The 23834-nt window shown below is 72.2% G+C and carries 18 protein-coding genes; 8 read left to right on the plus strand and 10 right to left on the minus strand.

What is annotated here, in order from left to right:
- Window positions 1-49: 49 nt before the first annotated feature.
- From ACFW9Z_RS26905 to ACFW9Z_RS26915, 3 genes are read right to left on the minus strand one after another with little or no spacing between them, the layout of a single operon-like run.
- Window positions 50-895: a sugar phosphate isomerase/epimerase family protein gene (locus ACFW9Z_RS26905; RefSeq protein WP_384645137.1), complete on the minus strand. Its 846-nt coding sequence runs from the start codon at window positions 893-895 to the stop codon at window positions 50-52.
- On the minus strand, window positions 892-2046 hold the full coding sequence (locus ACFW9Z_RS26910; protein WP_384645138.1) for a dihydrodipicolinate synthase family protein: 1155 nt from the start codon (window positions 2044-2046) through the stop codon (window positions 892-894). The genes ACFW9Z_RS26905 and ACFW9Z_RS26910 overlap by 4 nt, the downstream gene beginning before the upstream one ends.
- Window positions 2043-3194: a Gfo/Idh/MocA family protein gene (locus ACFW9Z_RS26915; RefSeq protein ID WP_384645139.1), complete on the minus strand. Its 1152-nt coding sequence runs from the start codon at window positions 3192-3194 to the stop codon at window positions 2043-2045. The genes ACFW9Z_RS26910 and ACFW9Z_RS26915 overlap by 4 nt, the downstream gene beginning before the upstream one ends.
- 119 nt (window positions 3195-3313) lie before the next feature.
- Here ACFW9Z_RS26915 and ACFW9Z_RS26920 point away from each other — a divergent pair, with 119 nt between their 5' ends.
- Window positions 3314-4390 (plus strand): LacI family DNA-binding transcriptional regulator, encoded by a 1077-nt coding sequence (locus tag ACFW9Z_RS26920; protein WP_384645140.1) that lies wholly within the window; start codon window positions 3314-3316, stop codon window positions 4388-4390.
- Between the two features lie 136 nt (window positions 4391-4526).
- Here ACFW9Z_RS26920 and ACFW9Z_RS26925 read toward each other — a convergent pair whose 3' ends face one another.
- The gene (locus ACFW9Z_RS26925; protein ID WP_384645141.1) at window positions 4527-4871 is read right to left on the minus strand and encodes a hypothetical protein; all 345 of its coding nucleotides are present in this window, start codon (window positions 4869-4871) and stop codon (window positions 4527-4529) included.
- The gene (locus ACFW9Z_RS26930; protein WP_384645142.1) at window positions 4868-5374 is read right to left on the minus strand and encodes a DUF6232 family protein; all 507 of its coding nucleotides are present in this window, start codon (window positions 5372-5374) and stop codon (window positions 4868-4870) included. Before ACFW9Z_RS26930 ends, ACFW9Z_RS26925 begins: the two co-directional genes overlap by 4 nt.
- 497 nt (window positions 5375-5871) lie before the next feature.
- On the opposite strand from ACFW9Z_RS26930, the gene ACFW9Z_RS26935 reads away from it, so the two are divergent.
- The 4 genes from ACFW9Z_RS26935 to ACFW9Z_RS26950 all read left to right on the plus strand — a co-directional run bounded on the left by ACFW9Z_RS26935 (window position 5872) and on the right by ACFW9Z_RS26950 (window position 14475).
- Complete coding sequence (locus tag ACFW9Z_RS26935; RefSeq protein ID WP_384645143.1) at window positions 5872-9072, plus strand: type 2 lanthipeptide synthetase LanM family protein; 3201 nt, start codon at window positions 5872-5874, stop codon at window positions 9070-9072.
- A gap of 115 nt (window positions 9073-9187) precedes the next feature.
- Window positions 9188-9382: a hypothetical protein gene (locus tag ACFW9Z_RS26940; protein WP_384645144.1), complete on the plus strand. Its 195-nt coding sequence runs from the start codon at window positions 9188-9190 to the stop codon at window positions 9380-9382.
- A 71-nt stretch (window positions 9383-9453) separates the two neighbouring features.
- Window positions 9454-12369 carry an AAA family ATPase gene (locus ACFW9Z_RS26945; protein WP_384645145.1) on the plus strand — a complete coding sequence of 972 codons (2916 nt, stop codon included), beginning with the start codon at window positions 9454-9456 and terminating at the stop codon, window positions 12367-12369.
- Between the two features lie 183 nt (window positions 12370-12552).
- Window positions 12553-14475, plus strand: a complete 1923-nt coding sequence (locus tag ACFW9Z_RS26950) for a BTAD domain-containing putative transcriptional regulator (RefSeq protein ID WP_384645146.1) — start codon at window positions 12553-12555, stop codon at window positions 14473-14475.
- 24 nt (window positions 14476-14499) lie between these two features.
- Here ACFW9Z_RS26950 and ACFW9Z_RS26955 read toward each other — a convergent pair whose 3' ends face one another.
- The gene (locus tag ACFW9Z_RS26955) at window positions 14500-15756 is read right to left on the minus strand and encodes a nucleotide sugar dehydrogenase (protein ID WP_384645147.1); all 1257 of its coding nucleotides are present in this window, start codon (window positions 15754-15756) and stop codon (window positions 14500-14502) included.
- A 65-nt stretch (window positions 15757-15821) separates the two neighbouring features.
- Here ACFW9Z_RS26955 and ACFW9Z_RS26960 point away from each other — a divergent pair, with 65 nt between their 5' ends.
- On the plus strand, window positions 15822-16595 hold the full coding sequence (locus ACFW9Z_RS26960; protein WP_384645148.1) for a glycosyltransferase family 2 protein: 774 nt from the start codon (window positions 15822-15824) through the stop codon (window positions 16593-16595).
- Here ACFW9Z_RS26960 and ACFW9Z_RS26965 read toward each other — a convergent pair.
- The gene (locus ACFW9Z_RS26965; protein ID WP_384645149.1) at window positions 16592-17572 is read right to left on the minus strand and encodes a TauD/TfdA family dioxygenase; all 981 of its coding nucleotides are present in this window, start codon (window positions 17570-17572) and stop codon (window positions 16592-16594) included. The genes ACFW9Z_RS26960 and ACFW9Z_RS26965 overlap by 4 nt on opposite strands.
- 22 nt (window positions 17573-17594) lie before the next feature.
- Entirely contained in the window at window positions 17595-17960 is a 366-nt protein-coding gene (locus ACFW9Z_RS26970; RefSeq protein ID WP_384645150.1) for a hypothetical protein, read from the minus strand.
- Between the two features lie 317 nt (window positions 17961-18277).
- Here ACFW9Z_RS26970 and ACFW9Z_RS26975 point away from each other — a divergent pair, with 317 nt between their 5' ends.
- Together ACFW9Z_RS26975 and ACFW9Z_RS26980 are read left to right on the plus strand one after the other, a co-directional pair.
- A complete protein-coding gene (locus tag ACFW9Z_RS26975; RefSeq protein ID WP_384645151.1) occupies window positions 18278-19147 on the plus strand; it encodes a helix-turn-helix domain-containing protein in 870 nt (289 codons plus the stop codon).
- Window positions 19144-19365, plus strand: a complete 222-nt coding sequence (locus ACFW9Z_RS26980; protein WP_384645152.1) for a DUF397 domain-containing protein — start codon at window positions 19144-19146, stop codon at window positions 19363-19365. Before ACFW9Z_RS26975 ends, ACFW9Z_RS26980 begins: the two co-directional genes overlap by 4 nt.
- A 161-nt stretch (window positions 19366-19526) precedes the next feature.
- Here the strand turns inward: ACFW9Z_RS26980 and lanKC are convergent, their stop codons facing one another.
- Together lanKC and ACFW9Z_RS26990 are read right to left on the minus strand one after the other, a co-directional pair.
- Window positions 19527-22250, minus strand: a complete 2724-nt coding sequence (lanKC, locus tag ACFW9Z_RS26985; protein ID WP_384645153.1) for a class III lanthionine synthetase LanKC — start codon at window positions 22248-22250, stop codon at window positions 19527-19529.
- A 122-nt stretch (window positions 22251-22372) separates the two neighbouring features.
- Window positions 22373-23656 (minus strand): MFS transporter, encoded by a 1284-nt coding sequence (locus ACFW9Z_RS26990; protein ID WP_384645154.1) that lies wholly within the window; start codon window positions 23654-23656, stop codon window positions 22373-22375.
- Window positions 23657-23834: the final 178 nt, after the last annotated feature.

Below are 23834 nucleotides of genomic sequence, written 5' to 3' on the forward strand. Positions count from 1 at the left end.
AGGTTGCAGCCCTTTGCGATCTCTTTACCATCAGGCTCGATCAGGGGCCTCAGCAGGCGTGTTGCACATAGCGCTCCACCACCTCGGCCAGCACCTCCGCCCCGTCCCGGGCCCACAGCGCCTCGTTGAAGATCTCCACCTCGATCGGGCCCGTGAAGCCCGCCGCCTCCACCTCCGTACGGAACGCGCGGAAATCCACGCTTCCGTCGCCCAGTTGGCCCCGGCCCAGCAGCACGCCCGCCGGGAGCGGGGTGATCCAGTCCGCCAACTGGAAGGCGTGGATGCGGCCGCCCGCCCCCGCGCGGGCGATCTCGGCGGGGGCCCGGTCGTCCCACCAGACGTGGTATGTGTCGACGACCACCCCCACCTGCTCGGCCGGGAAGCGTTCCGCGAGGTCCAGGGCCTGGGCGAGGGTCGAGACCACGCAGCGGTCCGCGGCGAACATCGGGTGCAGCGGTTCGATGGCCAGGCGTACGCCGTGTTCGCCTGCGTACGGGGCGAGTTCGGCCAGTGCGTCCGCCACCCGTTCCCGAGCCCCGGACAAGTCGCGGCTGCCGGGCGGGAGTCCGCCGGAGACCAGCACCAGGGTGTCCGTGGCGAGGGCCGCCGCCTCGTCGATCGCCCGGCGGTTGTCGTCCAGGGCGCGGGCCCGTTCGGCGGGGTCCAGGGCCGTGAAGAAGCCGCCCCGGCAGAGGCTGGTGACGGTGAGGCCCGCGTCCGAGAGGAGCCTTGCCGTGCGCTCCACGCCGTACGCCTGCACCGGCGCCCGCCACAGGCCGACCATATTGATGCCCGCCTTGGCGCAGCCCTCCGCCAACTCCGGGAGCGACCACTGCTTGATGGTCTCCTGGTTGAGCGAGAGGCGGGCAAGCGATCGCTTGAGGGATTCGTTCATCGTGTTCCTCCGTGGACCGCCAGGAGCGCTCGCATACGGTGTGCCGCCCGGTCCGGGTCCGGGAACAGGCCCAATCCGTCCGCCAGTTCGTACGCCTTCGACAGGTGCGGCAGCGAGCGCGCCGACTGGAGGCCGCCCGCCATCGTGAAGTGATCCTGATGGCCCGCCAGCCAGGCCAGGAACACCACGCCCGTCTTGTAGAAACGGGTGGGAGGCTGGAAGAGATGGCGGGAGAGTTCGACCGTGGGGTCGAGGAGGGCCCGGAAGCCGTCCACATCACCCGTGTCGAGTACGCGTACCGCGTGTGCCGCCAGGGGGCCGAGTGGGTCGAAAATGCCCAACAGCGCGTGGCTGAAGCTCCGTTCGTCGCCCGCGATCAGCTCCGGGTAGTGGAAGTCGTCGCCCGTGTAGCAGCGCACCCCGGCCGGGAGGCGGCGGCGTACGTCGATCTCGCGGTCCGCGTCCAGGAGGGAGATCTTGACGCCGTCCACCTTGTCCGGGTGTTCGGCGATGACCTTCAGGAACGTGTCCGTCGCCTCGTCGAGGTCGGGGCTGCCCCAGTTGCCCTCCAGCGCCGGGTCGAACATCGGGCCCAGCCAGTGCAGGATCACCGGCCCGGAAGCCTGACGCAGGAGGTGGGCGTAGGTGGCGAGGTAGTCCTCCGGGCCCCGCGCCGCCCTCACCAGTGCGCGCGATGCCATCAGGATCGGTTGTACGCCGTTGGCCTCGGCCAGAGCCAGTTGCTCCTCGTACGCCGACCTGACCTCCAGCAACGTCGGTTCGCCGGTCTGCGGCAGCTGGTCCGTGCCCACCCCGCACGCGATCCGTCCGCCCACCGCCTTCGCCTCCGCCGCCGACCGGCGGATCAGTTCGGCCGCGCCCGCCCAGTCCAGGCCCATCCCCCGCTGTGCCGTGTCCATCGCCTCGGCCACACCCAGGCCGTGCGCCCAGAGGTGGCGGCGGAAGGCGAGCGTGGACTCCCAGTCGACGGCCGCCGGACCGTCCGGGCTGATGTCCGCGTACGGGTCCGCCACCACATGGGCCGCCGAGAAGACCGTACGGGAGGTGAGGGCCGCCCCTCCCGGAGGCAGGTCCAGCGGGGTGGCGCGCGGGGTGTACGGGCCGCCGGGCAGGGACAGGGGAGCCGTCACAGCGTCAGCTCCGGGACCTCGAAGCGGCGGCCCTCGGCGGACGACTTCAGGCCCAGTTCCGCGAGTTGGACGCCCCGCGCACCGGCCAGCAGGTCCCAGGTGTACGGCTCGTCCAGCGTCACATGGCGCAGGAACAGCTCCCACTGCGCCTTGAAGCCGTTGTCGAACTCCTGGTTGTCCGGGATCTCCTGCCACTGGTCGCGGAACGGCTCCGTGACCGGGAGGTCCGGGTTCCAGACCGGCTTGGGGGTCGAAGAACGGTGCTGTACGCGGCAGTTGCGCAGGCCCGCCACGGCGGAGCCGTGCGTACCGTCCACCTGGAACTCCACCAGCTCGTCGCGGTTCACCCGTACCGTCCAGGAGGAGTTGATCTGCGCGACCGCCCCGCCCGCCAGTTGGAAGATCCCGTACGCGGCGTCGTCGGCGGTCGCCGCGTACGGCTTGCCGTGCTCGTCCCAGCGCCGCGGAACGTGCGTCTGCACATGGGCCGTTACGGAGGTGACCCGGCCGAACAGCTCATGGAGCACGTACTCCCAGTGCGGGAACATGTCCACGACGATGCCGCCGCCGTCCTCCGCGCGGTAGTTCCACGAGGGGCGTTGGGCCTCCTGCCAGTCGCCCTCGAAGACCCAGTAGCCGAACTCGCCCCGGACGGAGAGGACTTCGCCGAAGAAGCCGCCGTCCAGCAGGCGCTTCAGCTTCAGCAGGCCCGGCAGGAAGATCTTGTCCTGGACCACGCCGTGCTTGATGCCCGCATCCCGGGCGAGGCGGGCCAGATCGAGAGCGCCCGCGGTGTCGGTCGCCGTGGGCTTCTCCGTATAGATGTGCTTGCCCGCCGCTATCGCCTTCTTGATCGCCTCCACCCGGGCCGAGGTGACCTGCGCGTCGAAGTAGATGTCGACCGTGTCGTCCGCGAGCACCGCGTCCAGGTCCGTCGACCACTCGGTGAGGCCGTGGCGGGCCGCCAGCTCCTCCAGGGCGTGGGCGCGGCGGCCGACGAGGACGGGTTCGGGCCAGAGCACCTCGCCGCCACCGAGGTCCAGGCCGCCCTGCTCGCGGATCGCGAGGATCGAACGCACCAGGTGTTGCCGGTATCCCATGCGCCCCGTGACGCCGTTCATGGCGATGCGCACTGTCCTGCGTGTCACGAAGATCCCTCCAGTACGGGCATACAGCCGTAGTAAGCGCTTTCTATGGGAGAGGACGCTAGCCTGCCGACAGCGGCCCGGACAAGAGGGGGCGCAACGTGACCTCACGGAGGACAGCGATGACAGTCACCCTCGCGGACGTGGCGGCCCGCGCCCGGGTGTCCCCGGCCACCGTCTCCCGCGTGCTGAACGGCAACTACCCGGTCGCCGCGTCGACCCGGGAGCGGGTCCTGCGTGCGGTGGACGACCTGGACTACGTGCTCAACGGGCCTGCCAGCTCCCTCGCGGCCGCCACCTCGGACCTCGTCGGCATCCTGGTCAACGACATCGCGGACCCCTTCTTCGGGATCATGGCCGGGGCCGCGCAGACCCAGATCGGCGGGCCCGGGGACGGGTCCGGGCGGGCGGGCGGCGAGAAGCTGGCCGTCATCTGCAACACCGGCGGCTCCCCCGAGCGCGAGCTCACCTACCTCACCCTCCTCCAGCGCCAGCGCGCCGCCGCCGTCGTGCTCACCGGGGGCGCGGTCGAGAACGAGGCGCACCAGGCCGCGGTGGCCGCGAAGCTGGCCAAGCTCGCCGATGCCGGGACCCGGATCGTCTTCTGCGGGCGGCCCCCGCTCCCCGACGGGGACGCACTCGTCGCCGCGCTCGCCTTCGACAACCGGGGTGGCGGGCGCCGGTTGACCGAGCACCTGGTCGCGCTCGGCCACCGCAGGATCGGTTACGTCGCCGGGCCCCCCGAACGCACCACCACCCGGCACCGGCTGGAGGGCCACCGCGAGGCCCTGCGGGGCGCGGGGCTCGGCCCGGAGCCGGAGGACGAGGAGCGGCTCACCGTGCACGGGCCCTACGACCGGCGCTCCGGGTACGAGGCCACCCTCGAAATACTGCGCCGGGACCCGGGCGTGACCGCGATCGTCGCCGCCAACGACACCGTCGCGCTGGGCGCCTGCGCCGCCGTACGGGACCGGGGGCTGCGCATCCCGCAGGACATCTCGGTGGCGGGCTTCGACGACCTGCCGTTCTCGGTGGACGCCGTACCCGCTCTGACGACCGTACGGCTGCCGCTCTTCGAGGCGGGCGCGCGGGCCGGGCGGCTCGCCATGGGCAAGGAGAACCCGCCACCGGGCGGTATCGCCACCATCGCCGCCGAGTTGATGATCCGGGGGTCCACGGCTCCGCCTCGGGTGGGGTGAGGTGAGGTGAGGGTGAGGCGGGTCGGTCCGGGGCGGGTCGGTCCGGGGCGGGTCGGTCCGGGGCGGCTCGGAGGGGGTGTCCGACTCCTAGGGGGCCGACCCTAGGGGGCCGACCCTAGGGGTGTCTGACGCCCCCCTACCCCAGCAGTCCGAGCAGTCGGCCCAGCGCGGCCCCTGCCTGTTCGGCCGCCGGGCCGACCGCGTTCGCGATCTGGGCGAGACGCGCGAGGGTGACACCGCGCTCGGTCATGGCGGCGCGGTCCATGGAGAGCACGGGCAAGGCCTCTTCGACGGTGCGGGCCTGGTCCGGGGTGAGGCGGTCTTCGATGAGGCGGAGCTGTCGGGTCAGCTCCAGCACCGCGGCGCGGAGTTCCGGGTCCTGCTCGGCGCCTACGGAGCCGTAGTTGATGCCGATGTTCACCCCGCCGTTCTGGTTGAAGACGGGCTGGTTGTAGGTCGTGCCGTGCGGCGGCTCGGTCACAGTTTGATCCCCGTGTTCATCCCGCCGTTCTGGTTGAAGACGGGGCCGTTGTAGTGGTTCAACTGATTGACGTACGCGGTGAACTCGGCCTCCGGGTGGTCGATCGCGTGGATGATCCGCCCGGCGATCACCCTCAGCTCGTCCTCGTTGGGCAGCGTCACGATCGCCAGGGTGCCTCCTGCCGTCTCCACCGCCAGGATCGGCTTCGCACGGTCGAACATGTCCTTGAAAATGAAGATGGCGAAAACGAACAGCAGGACGATGAACAGCGGAACCGCGCCTTCGCCGATGCGCACGTCACCGCTGTCCATCGCGCCGAGTGCCGCATAGACGGCGATGGCGATCGCCATCCACTTCAGGAGGCGGAGCAGGGCCGTGCCCCAGGCGGGCTTGATCCTGACCGCCTCGACCCGGGCGAGAGTGTGCAGCGGGAAGGCTGCCGAGCCTATCCAGAGCAGGCGGCATTTGACCGAGACCTCGATGATGTCTCGCGGGCGCGGCAACGGCGGGAACAGCGGCGTCTCGGTCTGCGGCCCCGGCGACCGCGGGACCGGCGCCGCAGGTGGTGATCCGGGCGGTGGCCCCGGGGGCGGCCCGGGCGGCGGGCCGAGTTGCGGACCCGGTTGCGGGCCAGAGGGCGGACCCGGTTGCGGGCCGGGCGGCTGTCCCGGTTGCGGGGCCGGTTGCGGGCCGGGTGGCTGACCCGGCGGTGGCGTCCGTCCTGAGAGTGGGTCGAAACTCCCTGTTGCGGTCATGTGCTCCCCCGTGCACTCGTCGCTCACCCGCTCCGCGCGCGGGAGCCCTATTAAGCATCAGCCCGGCTCCGCGCGGCAGACGAGAAACAGCCAATCCTGAATCCGCCGCCGCCTTGACCGGTCTCCGCGGACTCGGGGGGCGAAAGATGGGGGCGACTCCCCCATGCGCCCGCCCCCGCTCCCCCGCCACGATGAACGCGGGCGGCCCGACCGGGCCCGGCCCGGGACCGGGGAGGTGCGGAGCGGTGGCGGAGAAGGATCTGATCGCCAGAGGCTTGAACGGTGGCCTCGGCACACACAGCGCCCCCGCGCCGCTCACCGGCTGCCGCCCGGTCGCCCCGGCCGCCACTGGCCCGGCCGCCACCGCCCCGTCCGCCACCACGCTGTTCCGGCGCGGGGACCGGGAGCCCTGGTGGCTGCCCGGTGTCGTCGGTGGCAGGCCCGTGAGCGAGCCCGACTGGGCGGTGTTCGTCCGGGGCGTCCTCGCCGCCGCACCGGCCGAGGCCGTCGTCCCCGAGCGGGAGTACCCCGGGCTCAGCGGATTCGCGCTCGTCGTGGCGCCGTTCGCCGAGCGGGCCGCCGGACGGGTGCTGGTCTCGCCGTCGAACAACGCCGTACGGGGCGGGGTCGCCGTCGGGCTCGCCCCCGTACTGGAGGACTTCCGGTCCCAGTTGACCCGGCGCCTGGCCCGGCTCGCGGCGCGGACGCTCGTGCTGGAGCTGCACAAGGCGCGGCGGGCGGGGCGGCTGGCCGGGGACGGGCCCGAGGAGCGGTTCCAGGACTTCCTGCGGCTGACGGCGGGGCGGGACGGGCTCACGGCCCTCCTCACCACCTATCCCGTACTCGCCCGCATCCTCGCTCGGGCCAGCCTCGCCACGGCCGACGCGTTCACGGAGATGCTCGGCAGGCTCGCCGACGACCGGGCGCTGCTGGCGACCTCCGGTGTGCTGGGCGACCGCGACCGGGGGCCGGGGGCGGGCGGAGCCGGGCGGGGGCGGCGGCGGGGGTCGCGGGCGCTCGCAGGCGGGAAGGGGCCAGGGGCACTCGGAGCCGGGCGTGGGTCTGGGGTGCTCGCAGGCGGGCGGGGCCCAGGCGCGTTGTCCGGGGTCGAGATCGGGGCCGGGGACAGTCATCGTGGTGGGCGGTCGGTGATGCTGTTGCGGTTCGCCGACGGCAGTCGGCTCGTCTACAAGCCGCGGCCGCTCGCCGCGCACCGGCACTTCAACTCCCTGGTGGACTGGTTCGGTTCGCTTCCCGGGACGCCCGCGCTCCGGGCCCTGCGGGTGCTGGACCGGGGCGAATACGGGTGGGTGGAGTTCGTCGAGGAGCGGCCGTGCTCATCGGCGGCGGAGACCGGGCTCTTCTACCGGCGCCAAGGGGCGCTGCTGGCCCTGCTGCATCTGCTGGACGGCACCGACCTGCACCAGGAGAACCTGATCGCCTGCGGGCCGCACCCCGTGCTGGTGGACGTGGAGACCCTCTTCCATCCGCCGCTCCCCCAGGCGCACTCCTCCGACCCGGCCGCCCGTGCCCTGCACGCCTCGGTCCAACGCGTGGGGCTGCTGCCGCAGTTGCTCGTCGGGGACTCGGCCGCGCTCGATGTCTCCGCCGTCGGTGGGGGCCGGGCCGCCGCCTCCCCGATCGAGACGGCCGACTGGGCGGGTGCGGGGACGGACTCCATGCGGCTGGTACGGCGCTCCGGGCGGTTCACCGAATCGGCCAACCGGCCCCGGCTGGAGGGGAATCCGGTCGATCCGTCCGCTTACACCGACGCCCTGTGCGAGGGGTTCCGGGCCGGGTACACCGCCATCAGCGACCACCGTGACGAACTGCTGGGACAGAGAGGGCTGTTGAGCGAGTTCGCGCAGGACGAGGTACGGGTCGTGGCCCGGCCGACCTGGACCTACACCACCCTCCTCGACGAGTCGACCCACCCCGACCTGATGCGGGACGCCGCCGAACGCCACCGGGTCCTCTCCCTGCTCCGCACCCCCACCCTGGGCGTGCCCGCGCTGCCCGGCCTGGAGGACGCGGAGATCGAGCAGCTGTGGGCCGGTGACGTGCCGGTCTTCCTCACCCGGCCGGGCACCGCGGAGCTGTGGAGCGGCACCGGGCGCGGGGTGCCGGTGGCGCCGGGGCCCACCGGCCCGGCCCGGGTCGAGGCGAAGGTGCGGGCCATGGACACGGTGGACCGTCAGGACCAGGAACGGATCATCCGGGCCGCGATGGTGTCCACCTCGCCCGAGCCACCCCACCGGTCGGCGGGCGGGGCGCGGGCCCGGACTGCGGCGACGGCCCCGGAGCCGGAGCAACTCCTGTCCGCCGCACGGTCGGTGGGCGATCAGCTCGTCTCGCTCGCCTACCGGCACGAGGGCCGCACCAACTGGATCGGCCTGGAACTGCTCGGCGAACGCTACTGGCGCCTCACGCCGATGGCGGCCGACCTGGCGAGCGGCTACACCGGCCCCGCGCTCTTCCTCGCCCAACTGGCCGCCCTCACCGGCGCCGAGCGGTACGCCGAGGCGGCCCGCGAGGCGCTGGCCCCGGTGCCCGGGCTGCTGGACGCGCTGCACGGCCGGGCGGACGACCTCGCGGTGCTGGGCTCGGGCGCCTTCGCGGGGCTCGGCGGCATCGCGTACGCCCTGGCCGAGGTGGGTTCGCTGCTCGACGACCGTACGGTACGGGAGTGGGCCGGCCCGGCCACCCGGCTGGCCTGCGCCGCGAGTGCGGCCGAGGCCGGGCAGGGGGTGCGCGGCGGGGCGGCGGGCGGGCTGGCCTCCCTGCTCGCGGTGTACCGCACCACCGGCCGGGCCGAGGCCTGGCGGGGTGCCGAGCGGTGCGCCGAGCGGCTCGCGGTAGCCCCGCTCCCGGCGGCCGGGGGGTTCGCGGAGGGGGCCGCGGGCATCGGCTGGGCGCTGCTGCGCTTCGCCGGGACGGGGGGCGGTGAGCAGTACCGTACGGCGGGTCTGCGGGCCCTGCGCCGGGCGGCCGTCGAGGTGACGGGGGGCCGGGCCTGGTGCGAGGGGGCCGCGGGGGTGGCCCTCGCGATCGCGGACAGCCCGGACGCGCTCGCCGATCCCGACCTGGCCGACTGGCTGGCCGAGCAGGCCGGTGAGCCGGGGGACTCCGCCCCGCTCGCCGACGACAGCCTCTGCCACGGTGAGCTGGGCCTGCTGGAGCTGCTCGGCCACCCGGCCCTGACCGGCGACCGCGCCCCGTGGGTGCGCCGGGCCGGGATGCTGCTGGCCGCCGCCGACCGGGCGGGCCCGCGCTGCGGGACCCCCGGCCACGTACCTCACCCGGGGCTGCTCACCGGCCTCTCGGGGATCGGACACGGGCTGCTGCGGGCGGGGTTCCCCGACCGGATCGGCTCCGCGCTGCTCCTCCGTCCGTCCGCTCTTTCGCCCGCTTCACCGACCCCACCGGCCCTTTCCGTTCCCGCGTAGCCGACCGGCCCTTTCCCCTTCGGCTTTCGCTTCCGCGTGATCAGCGGTTGTCGACCAATGAACCGTCAGAAACCTTCCATTCAGCAGTCGTTCACTAGCAGAGAATGAGGCAGAGATGACGCACATCAGCGAATCGGCGGCACAGGGTTCCGGTGACCTCGGTCAGGAGGGCGCCTGCGATCACCCGGCCGGGCAGATATCGCTCGGTATCGGCGGCGGGCTGGGGATGCGCAACAGGCTCCTCAGCGCCTCGGAGGCCCACCTCGGCAACACGATCGACCTGCCGTGGACCACCATGATTCCCGTTTAGCCACATCTCGGCCCTCAATGTGGCGCATTGGGACACTGCCGGATGAGTTACGACTCCAGTAGCCTGCGGCCATGCGTGCCACTTCGCCGGTCATCGTCGGGCGGGACGAGGAGATCGGACTGCTGAGCAGCGCCCTGGACGCCGTGCGACGGCGTTCGGGGCGCGCCCTGTTCTTTCTCGGCGAAGCGGGGATAGGGAAATCCCGGCTGGTGGGCGAATGCGCCTACCGGGCCTACGGATCGGGCATGCCCGTGCTGCGCGGCCGGGCCACCTCGACCGGCCTCGTCGTTCCGTTCCGCCCGCTCGTGGAAGCGCTCTCCTCCCGCTTCCGGGCCGCCGGTACGCCGACCGATCCCGAACTGGCTCCGTACCACCCCGCGTTGGCCAGGCTCGTCCCCGAGTGGCGCCGGGAGGCGGCCCCCGGCTATCCGGAGACCGTGGTCGAGCTGGCGGAGGCGCTGCTGCGGCTGCTGTCGGTGCTGGGCCGGGAGTCCGGGTGCGCGATCCTGCTGGAGGATCTGCACGACAGCGACACGGAGACCGTCGCGGTGGTCGAGTACGTCATCGACAACCTCGCCGATCTACCGATCCTGCTCCTGGGCACCTGTCGCCCGGAGGCCGGTGCCGCACTCGACCTCGTACGCTCCGCCGAGCGGCGTCAGGCCGCCGCCGTACGGGAGTTGAAGCCGCTCGGCGGTGACCAGGTGCGGGCACTGACGGGTGCGTGTCTGGAGGCGGCGCCCGAGGAGATACCCCCGGTGGTGCACCGTCGGCTGACCGAACGCGCGGGCGGCAACCCGTACTTGGTGGAGGTCCTGCTGGCCGATCTGCTCGACACCGGGCAGTTACGCCGGGCGGAGAGCGGCTGGGAGGCGGCCGAGCACCCGGGTGGTCCGGTGCCCTCGGGCATCGTCCGCAGCTGGGCCCGAAGACTCGACCGGCTGGACGAACCGGTCCGGGACCTCCTCCTCGCGGCGGCCACTCTGGGCGGCCAGTTCTCCGTGCCGGTGCTCCAGACCGTCACCGGTTTCGAGGACCGGGCCCTCTTCACCCATCTGCGGTCCGCCGTCGAGGCGGGCGTGATCGCCCCCGACGGCGCCGCCCCCGACCGCTACGCCTTCCGCCACTCGCTGACCGCCGAGGCCCTGATCTCCTCGCTCGCCCCGGCCGAACGCGCCTCCCTCGCCCGCCGCGCCGCCGCGGCCGTCGAGCACTCCGGCCGCCCGCTCGACGAGGACGGGCAGCAGCTCGTCGCCTCCCTCCACCTCGCCGCGGGCAACCGCTCGGGCGCCGCGCTCCGGTTCGCGGAGGCCGGGAGGCGGATGCTCGCCTCGGGGGCGCACGGCTCGGCGGTGGTGCTGCTGGAGCGGGCCTGCCCCCTGGCCGCCGACGCCGACCGGGCGGACATCGCCGAGTCCCTGGCCGTGGCACGGGCCGAGGGCGGCGACCTGGACAGCGCCCTGGCACTGGCAGAAACGCTTCCTCCGGTTCCGGCGCGCACGGCGGCCGCCGACCGGCGCGGCGAGGTCCACATCAAGATCGCCTGGGTGGCGGTGATGGCCGAGCGGGCGGCGGACGCGGCCCGGCAGATCGACGCCGCCCGTGCCCTGCTCGGCCACGCGCCCGCGCCCGGCCGCCGGGCCGCGCTCGCCGTCGCCGACAGCCATCTCGCCCTGCTCCCCGGGCAGGACCACCGGGACCCGGCGGAGACCGAACGCGCCGCCCGCGAGGCCGCGGAGATCGCCGAGGCGGAAGGACTGCCCGTAGTCGCCTGCCAGGCCTGGCAGTTACTGGCCCTACTGCTGCGGGAGAAGGGGTTCGACGCGGCGGACGCCTGTCTGGAGCGGATGCTCGTCCTGTCCACCGAGCACGCCCTGCCCGTCTGGCGGGTGGAGGCGCTGGTGCGGCTGGGGGCCAACGCCTTCATGCGGACCGGGGACGCCTCCCGGCTCCGCTCGGCCCGTGCGGCGGCCACCGAGCTGGGGGCGCTGCTGCTGACCCAGACGGTGGACGGGCTGCTCGCCATGAACGCGGTGCTGTGCGGCCGTTGGGAGGAGGCGCAGGAGATCATCGACCGTTCGCTGGAGGCCAGCGCCCGGGTCGGCAACCACTCGGCCGTCCGCTATCTGCTGCTCTCCGCCGCCACGATGGCCGCGCACCGGGGGCGGCGGCGGGAGATGGACCGCTCCCTGGCGGCCTTCCGGCGGGCGGGCGGTGAGCAATCCCTGCTCGTACCGCACCAGTTGGGGCTGTGCAAGGCGATCGGGGCGCTGCTGGAGGAGGACCGGGAGCGGGCCCTGGCGGGGCTGGACGCGGTGCTCGCCTGGGAGCGGGACCACCCCAGCTACTTCTACCTGAGCGGGAGTTACGGGCTGCGCCCCTTCCTGCGGGTGCTGGCGGGCGCGGCGGACCGGGCGGAGTACGAGGCCGTACGCGCCCTGCCCGGGGCCTCTCTGGCGTGGAACCGGCAGTTCCTGGAGCTGGCGGACGCGGTGCTGCTGGGCCGTTCCGGCGACCGGGCCGGGGCCGCCCGCCTGGTCGCCTCCTTCGACGCCCGGTCCGCGCCCTTCCCGGTCGCCCGCCACCTCGGCCTGCGCCTGGTCGCGGACGCGGCCCGCACCGACGGCTGGGGCGACCCGGTGGCCTGGCTGCGGCGGGCCGAGGAGTTCTTCTACGGGGTCGGGGTCCAGCCCGTCGCCTCCGCGTGCCGGGCGGCGCTGCGGCAGGCGGGGGCGAGCGTCACCCAGCACCGGGGCGGCTGGGACCGCATCCCGCTGCCGCTGCGGACCAGCGGGGTGACCCCGCGCGAGTACGAGGTGTTCGTGCTGCTCCCGGAGCGGCCGGGGAACCAGCAGATCGCCCGGCGGCTCTCCATCTCGCCGCGCACGGTGGAGAAGCACATGGCCAGCCTGCTCAGCAAGACGGGCCGGGCGGACCGGTCTGCGCTGTGCGAGTTCGCGGCGGAGTGCGCGGTCGAACCGGCCTGAGAGCGAGTTAAGGGCGCCGCTGGGGAGGGTGTGCCCCACAACCTGGGGGTGGCGGGCGGTTTCGGTCGGGTGCGGGGGCGGAACATGCGGGTCCGGCCCCGATGCGCCGGTGACCGTACGGCGACAGCATCGACAGGTACGTACGGCAGTCTGCCGCCCGTCCCCGCTTCCGGAGGCCCGCTGATGATCCGACCTCCCGCCCGTCCGGCCCCCGCCGGCACGGTGTACTTCTCCCTGCTCGGCCCGCTCACCGCCCAGCGGGACGGCCACCCGCTCCCGCTCGGCCCGCGGAAACAGCGCCTCGTCCTCGCCACCCTGCTCGCCCGCCCCAACACCCCCGTACCCGTGGACGTGTTGACCGATGCGGTGTGGCCCGACGACCCTCCCCGTACCGCGCGCAAGAACCTCCAGGTCTACGTCAGCGCCGCCCGCACCCTCCTGGGCAGCCCCGGGGGCGAGGACCGCGACCGGGTCGTCCACGGCTGCGGCGGCTACCGGCTCCGCATCGACGAGGGCGAGCTGGACACCCTGCGCTTCCGGGCCCTGGCCCGCGCCGGACGGGCCGCCGGGGAGCGCGGCGACCTGCGGACGGCGGCCCGGCTGCTGCGCGAGGCCCTGGACCTGTGGGAGGGGCCGCCCCTGAACGACCTGCGGGACTCCACCGGGGTCGCGGAGGAGGCCGAGCGGCTGGAGGCCCGATGTCTGACCGTGTACGAGGACTGGGCCGAGACCGAGATCGAGCTCGGCCGGGCCGCCGTCGCGGTGGACGGCTTGCGCGATCTGGTGGAACGCCACCCGCTGCGGGAGCGACTGCGGGCGGCCTGGATGAACTCGCTGCACCAGTCCGGGCGGCAGGCCGAGGCGCTGGCGGTCTACGACGACTACCGGCAGCTACTGGCCCGGGAGTTGGGCCTTGAGCCGAGCCCGGCGATGGCCGCCCTGTACCGGGCGATGCTCGGCCGGGGCCGCGCTCCCCGCCCCGCCGTGACCGCCCGGGACACCGTGCGCCGCCGTACGGCGCTGCCCGCCGCGCCCCGGGACTTCACCGGCCGCCGTGAGGAACTGCGGGACCTGTTGGCCGTGTTGGGATCCACGGACGAGTGCGTGGTGATCCTCTCGGGCCCTGCGGGCTCCGGAAAGTCGGCGCTGGCCCTGCGGGCGGCCCACCTGCTCGGCGACGGCTTCCCCGACGGGCGCTTCCACGTCCAGGTCCGGCGCGAGGACGGTACGACCCGCACCCCGGACGAAGTCCTGCGCGAGCTGGGGCGGTTGTGCGGGGCGCGCGTCCCGGAGTCACCCGAGGGGGCGGTGCGGGCCGAGGCTGTGGACGGACCCGCGCCGGTCCCGCCGGAAGCGGAGGACGCCTGGCAGGAGTGGCTGTCGCAGCACCGGGCGCTGATCGTCCTCGACGACGTACCGGACGAGGCTTCCGTACGGGGGCTGCTGCCCCGCTCCGGGCCGTCCTCGGTGGTGCTCACCGCGCGCGGGCAGTTGGCCGGGCTGGCCCCCGTGCACCGGATCGCCCTGGCCGCGCTGGCGGACGGCGAGGCGCTGGAGCTGCTGGGCAGGCTGATCGGGCCCGGGCGGCTGCGGACCGATCCCGGGGCGGCCCTGCGGATCGTCCGGGCCTGCGGTGCCCTGCCGTTGGCCGTGGGCGTGGGCGGGATGCGGCTGGCGGTGCTGCGCCATCTGCCGCTGGCGGAGTACGCGGACCGGCTCGGCGACGCGTCGGCGGCCCTGGACGAACTGGTCGCCGGGGACGTCTCCGTACGGCTGCGGATGGCGTCCTGCTGGCAGGACCTGGCGGCGGACGACCGGCGGGCGCTGGGGCGGCTGGCCGGAACCGCGCAGGACGGCGGCTTCACCCTGGACGGGGCGATGGAGGCGCTGGGGTGCGGGGAGCGGGCCGCGATCCGTACGGTCGAATCGCTGATCGACACGGGGGCGGTGACCTCACCGGCCGGCGAGGTCACCGCGCACGCCGCGCTGTACGAAGTGCCACGGCTGCTCTGCCTGTACGCCCGGGAGCGGGCGGAGTGCGAGGGGGCGGCCCGCTTGCCCGGGGCCGGAGCTTCGGAGCAGGGGGCCGGTGGTTGTCGCGTGTGAACAAGTGACCTTCAGCATCGCGACTTACAGAACGTCGATGTTCGCGCCGGAAAGCCGGTTCCGGCAGTCGAGCACATACGGTGCGTGCCGACGGATTGCCTCGTAGTCGAATGCGGCGTGGTCCATCAGTAACACCACCGCGTCGGATGCCGCGATCTCCTCTTGGGTCGCCACCACTCGGATCAGGTGCGGGTTGGCGTGGATGTCCTCCACGACGTGTGGGTCTGCTCCGCGTACGTCGGCACCGAGATCGAGCAGTAGCTCAGCGACACGTGCAGAGGGGGACTCGCGGGCGTCGGAGGTGTTGGCCTTGTACGCGAGGCCGAGCAGCAGGACACGAGATCCGCAGACGGCCATACGGCGCGTGTTGAACGCCTCCGTGAGGCGCCGGACCACGTAGTCCGGCATGTGGGAGTTCACGTCGTTGGCGAGGTCCACGAACCGGAACGGAACGCCGGCCGCGCGTTCCACCTTCCACGACAGGAATGACGGGTCGATCGGGAGGCAGTGTCCGCCGACGCCGGGGCCAGGGGTGAACCGCATGTAGCCGAAGGGCTTGGACGCGGCGGCGTCGATCGCCTCCCATGCGTTCACGCCGAGCGGCCGTGCAAGCATCACCATCTCGTTGACCAGCGCGATGTTGACGTGCCGGAAAGTGTTCTCGATCAGCTTGGTGAGCTCCGCCACCCTTGTTCCGGAGACCGGGACCGTCGTCTCCACCACGGTGTCGTAGAAGCCCTTGACGATGTCGAGTGACGCGGCATCGATACCGGACACCACCTTGGGTGTCCTCTCGAACGGCCACGCCGTGTTTCCCGGGTCGATGCGCTCCGGGCTGAAGCCGACATGGAAGTCCACACCGGCGATCAGGCCGGACGCCTTCTCAAGGATCGGCAGCACCAGCTCCTCGGTGGTGCCGGGGTAGGTCGTGGACTCCAGGACCACGGTCGCACCGGGTCCCAGGTGCTCGCCGAGGGTATGGGCACAGGCCTCTACGTGGGTCAGGTCGGGCACTCCGTCCCGGAGCGGAGTCGGCACGGTGATCACCGCGAGGTCGTACGGGGGCAGCGCGACGGCATCAGTGGTCACGGAGTAGGCCCCGGAGTCCAGCACGGTTCGGAGCCGCGCGGACGTTACGTCTTCCACATAGGACTCGCCCGAAGCGAGCCGCTGGACGCGGTGCGGGTCCACGTCGTAGCCGACGACGTGGTGGCCCACCTCTGCGGCGCGTACCGCCAGCGGCAGGCCCACGTAGCCCTGACCAGCGACAACAACATGCATGGCAGCTCCTACTCGATGGCAGTGCTTGAATGGACCGTCGTTCTGGCTGAGCAAGGAGAATCGCTGTGCCCCTGGTGTCTGTCGTGATGCCGGTGTTCAACTCGGCGGTCACGCTCGGCGCAGCCGTCCGGTCGGTGCTCACGCAGACCCATAGCGACCTGGAGCTGCTGGTCACCGACGACAAGTCGTCCGACGGCTCCATGGACCTGCTCATGGAGTTCGCCCGGCAGGACGAACGCGTACTGCCGGAATCAGCCCCCGAACGGGGTGGTGCGGGACGGGCACGCAACCTGGCCATGGTCAGGGCCCGGGGGGACTACGTCGCCTTCCTCGACAGCGACGACATGTGGCTGCCGGAGAAGGCCGAGCGGCAGGTCGAATTCGCGGCGGCCGGTAGTGCGCCCCTGACGTTCACCTCGTACTTCAAGATGGACGCCGACTACGACGGTGAGAGCACCGACTTCATGCCGAACGGACGCGTCGTCCGCGCGCGGGAACATGTGGACTACCGCGCGATGCTGGTCCAGGACCACATCGGTGCCCTCACCGCCATGTACGACCGCAACGCCCTGGGCACGAGGCTGATGCCGGAGATGCGGAAGAGGCAGGACTACGCCCTGTGGTTGTCGATCATGCGGGACGGCGCTGACGCCCGGGGCCTCCCCGAGCCGCTTGCCGTGTACAGGGCCCACCAGGCGGGATCGCTGTCCTCCAACAAGCTGTCGCTCGTCCCGTACAACTGGGAGCTGTACCGGGAGCACGAGGGGCTGTCGGTGCCCCGGGCGACGCGGGCGCTGGCCGGCGCTGTGTGGCAGTCGCTCCGTAATTCGCGGATCTAGTCCCTCAGCGAGACCCGGCCGGGCCTCTGAACGTACGGACTGCGAAGCGGCCCGGTCGATGCCCCTGCCCTGCGCAGGAACAGCTGGAGCAGCAGGCGGCGGTTCTCGGGGGCGACGTGGTGCTGGCCGTCGCCGAGCGGCAGGCGCCCATGCACCCAGCGGTGCTGGTTCAGGATCAGGACGTCACCACGCTGGAGCGTGTAGGAGACCTGACCGGCCACCATCTGGTCCGCGAGTTCCCTGGCCGCGTAGGCGTGCTCCTCGGTGAGACCGGCTTCGGCGAGCATCTTGGCGGTGAACCGTACGAATCCGCGGTCTTCGGGTTGGCCGTCCAGGACAGGGAAGGGCGTGTACTCCTCGCCGACGTCGGACAGCTCGAAGAAGCCGCCGTAGGTGTAGGCCGCGTCGCTGAGGAGGTCACGGCTGGACGGCGCCAGGCGGGATACGGCCTCGCGAGCATGGGAGAGGATGTTCGCGCCTTCCCCGAGCGGATCGGGTCGGACGCACAGGAGCGTGGTGTAGTCGGGTGGCTCGGTCGCGTTGACCAAGTCCATGTGGAAGGCGTTGTACCCCACACCGGTGGACAGACCCGGCTTGGCGTCGAGGTCGGTTCCGATGTTCTTCCACAGCGGCCATCGCTGGAAGGGCTGAAAGGGGATCGCCACTTCGGCGAGAATCGCCGTTGCCAAGCGGAGGAACTGATCGCCGATCCCGAGCGCCTGGGCGATGCTTCCCAGACGTACTACGGCGTACCCTCCGGCCGCGTTGTTCAGTGTGGGGAGCAGGGTCTCCCGGACCTCGTCGAACAAGGGAGCCGAAGCCAGGGCGGCCCGGTACTGCTCGATCGTGGGACTCGACAGGAAGGTACCGTCCACGCTCCAAGCGGGAAGCGTGCTTGCGATCTCGATCAGATCTTCTTCCAGCTCTCTCGGCAGGTCGATGAAGCCGTCCCGTTCAGCGCTCGCGATCTCGGTCATCGTGCTGTTCCTTTCTGCGGGTTCACTCCGCCCGGCCGGGCGGAGCCTTGAACGGCGGCCACAAGAAGGGGCGCGCGGCCGGCGGTTCGCGGACCGGAAGCGCCGGTTCGCGGGGTGCCCTCTGCTCGCGGTACTCGGCGATCAGCCTCCGCAGGAGGCGAGCCAGTTCGCGGAGGTGGGACCACGCCCCGAAGACGTGGATCGCCTCGGCCGGTCCGTCTGCGAGGAGCTGTCGCGCCTCCAGCCATGAGCCCCGTGCCTCGACGCCCCCACCAGCCCTTACCGCCTCGGAGAAGACCTCGACGTGGACCTTGATCAGGGGAGTCCACTCGTCGATTTCTTCGCGCGTCGTCGTACCGAGATGGAAGCCGAGCACTGCGTCAACCACACGATCCGCTGCTTCGACGTCGGGGTGGGCCTGGACGCTGTCGAGGGGAACCGCCCCTCGCGGCGGGATGGGTGAGGGATGCGTCATTTCGATCTCCTGTGCCTTGTGTGCAGCAGGTCGGCGACCTACCCGTGATGCCCCATCAAGGGGCATGGCTCTGGGAGGGGTTGGGCACTGAGCAAGCCCTACCGATAGCAACGATGGCGTATGAGAAACGTTGCTCGCAACATCATCAAGTAAGAAACGTTGCTCGACCTGAAAGTGGCATATGACAGGCCTGGTGTGCCCGGTACTCTGCGAGGCCAAGGAGGTGTGTCATGGCCGAAGCGCGGCCGAACGTGCACCGCAGACGGTTCGGGTCAGTGGTGAGGTCGCTCCGACGCAGCGCCGGCCTCTCCATGGAAGACGCGGCGGATCGCCTGGGGCTCAGTGGCAAACCCGCACTCTCGAAGATCGAGAACGGCAAGCAGAGAGTGTCCAACCTCGGTCTGACGGCCTTCTTCAGCGTGTACGGCGTGGACTCGGAAGAGACCCGGACCAAGGTGCGCGCCATGGCGGCGTTGGCTGCTTCCGGCAAGCGCACGAATCTGCTGGACGAGTACCAGGAAGCCATCCAGACCGATGGGTTCGAAGACTTCCTCCACCTCGAAGGGATGGCGATACGGGCCGAAGGCTTCCTCCAGGTGGTGCCTGGGCTGCTTCAGACCGAGGCGTACGCGACATCCATCGTCGAACGCAGTCAGGTGTGGTCTTCGCAACGGGAGGTCAGCAGGTTCGTCGAACTCCGGCTCGCTCGCCAGGCCGCCCTGGAACGAGAACACCCTCTGGGCCTGAACTGCATCCTGGACGAGGCAGCCCTGCGCCGCGTCGTCGGCGGCCCTGCCGTCATGAGGCAGCAACTGGAACACCTGCTGACCGTCACGAAGGACCGTGGCAACGTGTCCCTGCAGGTGCTTCCCTTCGAGGTCGGCGCCCATGCGGCGATCGACGCGCCCTTCCAGCTCCTAGAATTCGAGGTGGGCTCGCCGATCGTGGTCGTTGAGACCAAGACAACCTCTGCCTACTTCGAGGAAGATGAGGACGTGGACCGGTACAAGTCCGCTCTCGAAAGCCTCCGGACTCAGGCCCTCGACGTGCAAGGGTCTCGTCGCCACATCCAAGAACTGATCAAGGACTGCTACACATGAAGAGCAACGTCGATCTGTCCAATGCTGTCTGGGCCAAGAGTGAGATGTCCAACGGCGGTAACAACTGCCTCGAAGTCGCCTTCGTCGGTGACGTGGTGGCGCTGCGGGACTCGGTCGACGTGGGCGATCCGGACGCGGCGGTTCTCGTCGTCAGCCGACGGGACTACGAACTCTTCACCCAGAGCGTCCAGGCGGGTCAGCGGAACCTGCTGCCCTGATGGCACAGGGCCGCGATGAGATCTCCGAAGCGTGCGGAGGTCGCGGCCGAGGGACCGTCGCCTCGTGCTGGAAGCCGTGTTGGGCGACGGTCTCCTTGAGGTGGACAGCCGTGGAGAATACCTGTTCAGAGGGGTGAGCCTCGGAGCGCCGACCATGCCCTTCATCCCAAGGTCAGCAGATCCAGCAGGCCGGTTCCGATGGATCCGGTGGTTCCGCCGTGCCCTCTCGTCCCGTCTGTCCTGCCCGTTCCCCCCGTCCCGCCTGTTCCTCCCGACAGGAAGTCCAGGGCCAGCAGCAGCCCCGCCGCCCCCGTGGCCAGGTCGGCGGAGCAGCGCCGCAGGGTGGCGCCCGGGACCAGCAGCCGGTCTCCGTCGGCGATGAGGTGCCAGGTGAGGTTGCGTACGGAGGCCAGGACCTCGGGGCCCGTACGGCCGTCCGGCGACAGTTGTGCCGCCGTGGCGGCGAGCCCCGCACGGCCGGTGAACAGGCCCGGTTCGCGGACGAACTCCATGGCGCAGCCCTTGCGCACCCCGGGGAGCAGGGCGCTCAGGGCGGGGTCCTCGTGGTGGGCCGTGTACGCCTGTGCCACGAGTGCGACGCCCGAACTGCCCTGGTTGAGGTAGAGCAGATGGCGGCGGCCGTCCTTGACCTGGAGCGTGCCGTCGTCCAGGGCGACGAGGTGGCCGGCCTCGCGCTCCAGGGCGGTGCGGGCCGCCTCGCGGAGCCAGGTCTCGCCGGTCAGCGCGTGCAGTTCCAGGTGAAGCAGGGCGGCCCCGCTCAGTCCGCGCAGCAGCCCTGCCGACTCCGGCAGGCGCACCCCGGCCACCGGCTCGCCCCGTACCAGCCGGTCCAGGTCATGGGCGGTGCGCAGGGCGGTGTCGATCAGGAGGGGGTCGGGGGCCGTGGGGCCGGGCGTCGTGGAGCCGGGCGCTGCGGGATCGGGTGTTGCGGGATCGGGTGTTACGGAATCAGGCGTTGCGGAATCGGGCGTTACGGAATCGGCCCGGGCCATCCGCAGTGCCGCGAGGGCGATGCCCGCGTGGCCGGTGAGCAGGTCCGCCGAGGGGGGCGGCGGCGCGGCGGACCGTGCCCGGTCCCACAGCTCCCGTCCCTGTTCGGCGCGGCCCAGGAGTGTGAGCACCAGGGCCGTGCCCGGCAGGCCGTCGAAGAGGCCGCCCGGCGCGGCGGGGTCCCTGCGGTACGCGGCGGACGCGAGCCAGTCGGTCCACTCCTCGGGGACGGGGGCGCCCGTCCGGTGCAGGGCGTACAGGACCCCCGCCGCACCGTTCGCGAGGTCGGTCCCGCCCGTGGCGAAGAGGCCCGGGCCGCCCGGGAAGAGGCGGTCCGCGCGTTCGGGGGTGGCCCCGGCGCGTATCCCGGCCAGCAGGCGGGTGCGGATCCCCGCCCAGTCCACCTCCGGCCCCTCGAACAGCGCCGCCACCTCCGCCTCGCGCCGCCGTGAGGCGTCCAGGCCGTGGAGGAGGGCGGGCCTGCGCGGGCCCGCCCCGGCCCCCAGCCCGTACCGCCGCCGGGCCCACCGCTCCAGCGTCAGGGCCTTCGCCCGCTCCAGCCCCGCCATCTCCGTGAGCGGCATCAGCATGGTGAGCCAGGTCGCCCAGAGCGCGTACGCGTCGGCCTCCGTCCCGGGGGTGCCGGGCGGCGCCTGGAGCCCCTGGGCCCCGGCGAGCGGGGTGTCCTGGTCGTCGAGGGCGGTGGCGTACTCGAAGTCGACGAGGGCGATGCGCCCGTCGGGCCGGACGATGATGTTGGAGGGGTGCAGATCGCCGAAGCGCAGGCCGCGCGCGTGGATCGCGTCCAGCGCCCGGGTCAGTTCGCCGACCATCGCCTCGGTCCAGGCGACGTAGGGCGCGAGTTCTTCGGCCGTGCCCGCCCCGCGTACGAGGGCGAAGCGGGCGACGATCTCGTCCAGGAGGGTGGCGCCCTCGATGTGCTCCTCGATCAGGAAGTGGTGCTCCCAGACAGTCCGTACGCCGTACACCTCCGGTACGCAGTCCAGTCCGGCGAGCGCCGTCAGCGCCCGGTGCTCGCGGTGCAGGCGGGTGACGGCGTCGTCGCCCGCCCCGTCGAGGCCGCAGTGCGGACGGGCCTCCCGCAGCACCACGCGGCCGCCCGTCTCCCGGTCCGCGGCCAGGTAGATCCCCCCGGCGTTGGAGAACTGGAGGGCCTCGGTGACCGTGTACGGGAAGGTGTCGTCGCGGGCGGCGGCGCGCGCCGCGAGGTGCGGGCGCAGGAACGGGGGCACCTCGACCCAGGCGGGCGTACGGAAGACCACACCGCGTTCGTCCGGGACCAGCTTCCCGGAGGGGTCCCGCAGGGCGAGCACCCGTCGGCCTTCGGCGTCACCGCACCAGCGGGGCACGTAGGCGCCGTACCGCGTGTAGACGGGGGCGTCGCCGATCCGCAGGTCGCTGAGGATGTAGGGGCCGCTGCGGCCGGTCAGGGCCTGGGACAGTTCGTCGGCCAGGGAATGGAAAACGGTGTCGTCGGGCGGGTAGACGGCGATGAACTTGCCCGCGCCGCTGCGGTTCATGTGCTTGTCCGCCATCAGCGCCAACGCCCGTGCGCTGCGCAGGAACTTGAACGGTACGCCGTACCGTAGGCAGACGCGGGCGGTGTCCCGCAGGGTGGCCTCGGCCTCGCCGGGGACGGTGGACACATGGATCTTCCAGCCCTGCTCGGCGAGTTGGGCGTGCTCGGGCACCAACGAGCTCCACAGGCCCACGGATTCGCGGCGCCAGCCCGGCGGGGGCGGGTCGGTGGCGAGCCGGTAGCGGGAGTCCGCGTCGGGCAGCCGGTCCGGGGTGTCGTAGTACGTACGGTCGGCGAGGCAGTAGAGCTGGGTTTCCTGGACGGCGGCTGGCACGCTCGGCTCTCTCTTCTCGAAGCTCGTCGGGAGGGGAGGTAAGGGCGGGAGGTTCCCAGGGATGGGGATGGGGATGGGGGTGGGGGTGGGGGTGGGGATAGGGATGCGGGTGCGGGTGCGGGTCAGGTTCCCGGGGTGGCGTGCTTCTCGTCTGCCGGTGCGTCAACCGGTTCCGCCGCGTCCACCGGTTCCGCCGCGTCCTGCGCGGGCTCCTCCGTCCGCATCGAGGGGGCGAAGGTGACCACCAGGGCGGAGGCGGCCAGCACGCAGCCGGTCAGGGCGAAGGCCCAGCGCGGGCCGAAGGCCATCAGCAGCGCGCCGCCCGCCAACGGCCCGAACGGCTGGACCATGGAGGACAGGAATCCGGCCGCACTCTGTACCCGGCCCACCCGCTCCTCCGGTGTCACGACCAGCAGCTTGGACAGGAACCCGATGCTGGCGACCGTCGACAGGAACATGCAGAGCGCGCACATCACCCCGGCCACCAGCGGCCGGCCGATCCACGCCATCGCCCCGGCGGCCGTCACACAGGTCCAGCAGGTGGCGATGATCAGCGCCCGGGAGTGCCGGTCCGGACTGATCCTCGGCGCGAACAGCGCCCCGGCCAGGGCCCCGGCGGAGACACAGCTGATGACGAACCCGCCGCCGATCCCGGACCGGCCCCCGTCGGAGAACGCGGTCAGGGCGATGAAGGTCAGGGCCCCGAACGCAAAGTTCATGCCCAGGCCGAAGACGAGGAGGACCGTACGGAGATAGGGCATCTTCCACAGGAACGTGAGGCCCGCGGTGAGTTCGCGCCTGCTGAAGACGGAGCCCGCCGCCGTCCTGGCCCGGGAGCGGGTGCGTACGAGGGCCACGCACACGGTCGAGGCGAGCAGACCCACCGCCTCGACCGCGAACGGCAGGGCCGGGTGGATGCCGAACAGCGCGCCGCCGACGAGCGGCCCGACCAGCCGGGCCGTCTGGGTGCGCGCCTGGAGCCGGGCGGTGGCGGTGCCCATCTGGTCGGCCGGGACGACGGCGCGCATCAGGCCGAAGACGGCCGGGGCGTAGACGCTGCTGATGACCGCGCCCGCCGCCGCGACCAGCAGGACGAGCGGCATGGGGGCGTGCCCGTGGAGGACGGCGACGGTCAGGGCGGTGACGACGGTCAGGCTGCCGACATCGCACAGCCGCATCAGCCGACGGCGTTCGATCCGGTCCGCCATCACCCCGCCGGGCAGCATGGTGATCAGGACGGCCCCCACGGAGACCGTCCCGACCGCTCCGGCCTGCACCGCGGAACCCGTCTCCTTCAGTACCAGCAGAGGAAGGGCGAGGGCGCTCATCTGCCCGCCCAGAACCGCGAAGAGGCCGCTCAGCCAGAGCAGCCGGAAGTCCCGGTTTTCACGCAGCGGCTTGGTCATCGTGCTCTCCCGGTGATGGTCGGGGTCGTCATGTCGCCAAAAAGGGTGCGGGTGCGGCTCGTTCAGGTGGGACCGGTCCGGAAAGCGGCGGCGGGGGGGGGGGGGGGGCCTGGGACCCGGCCGCCAGCCCACACCCCCCCCGCCCGCCGCCCCCCCACCCGCGCGCCCCCCGCGGCGC

The organism is Streptomyces sp. NPDC059452 (assembly GCF_042750035.1).
GTDB lineage: Bacteria > Actinomycetota > Actinomycetes > Streptomycetales > Streptomycetaceae > Streptomyces.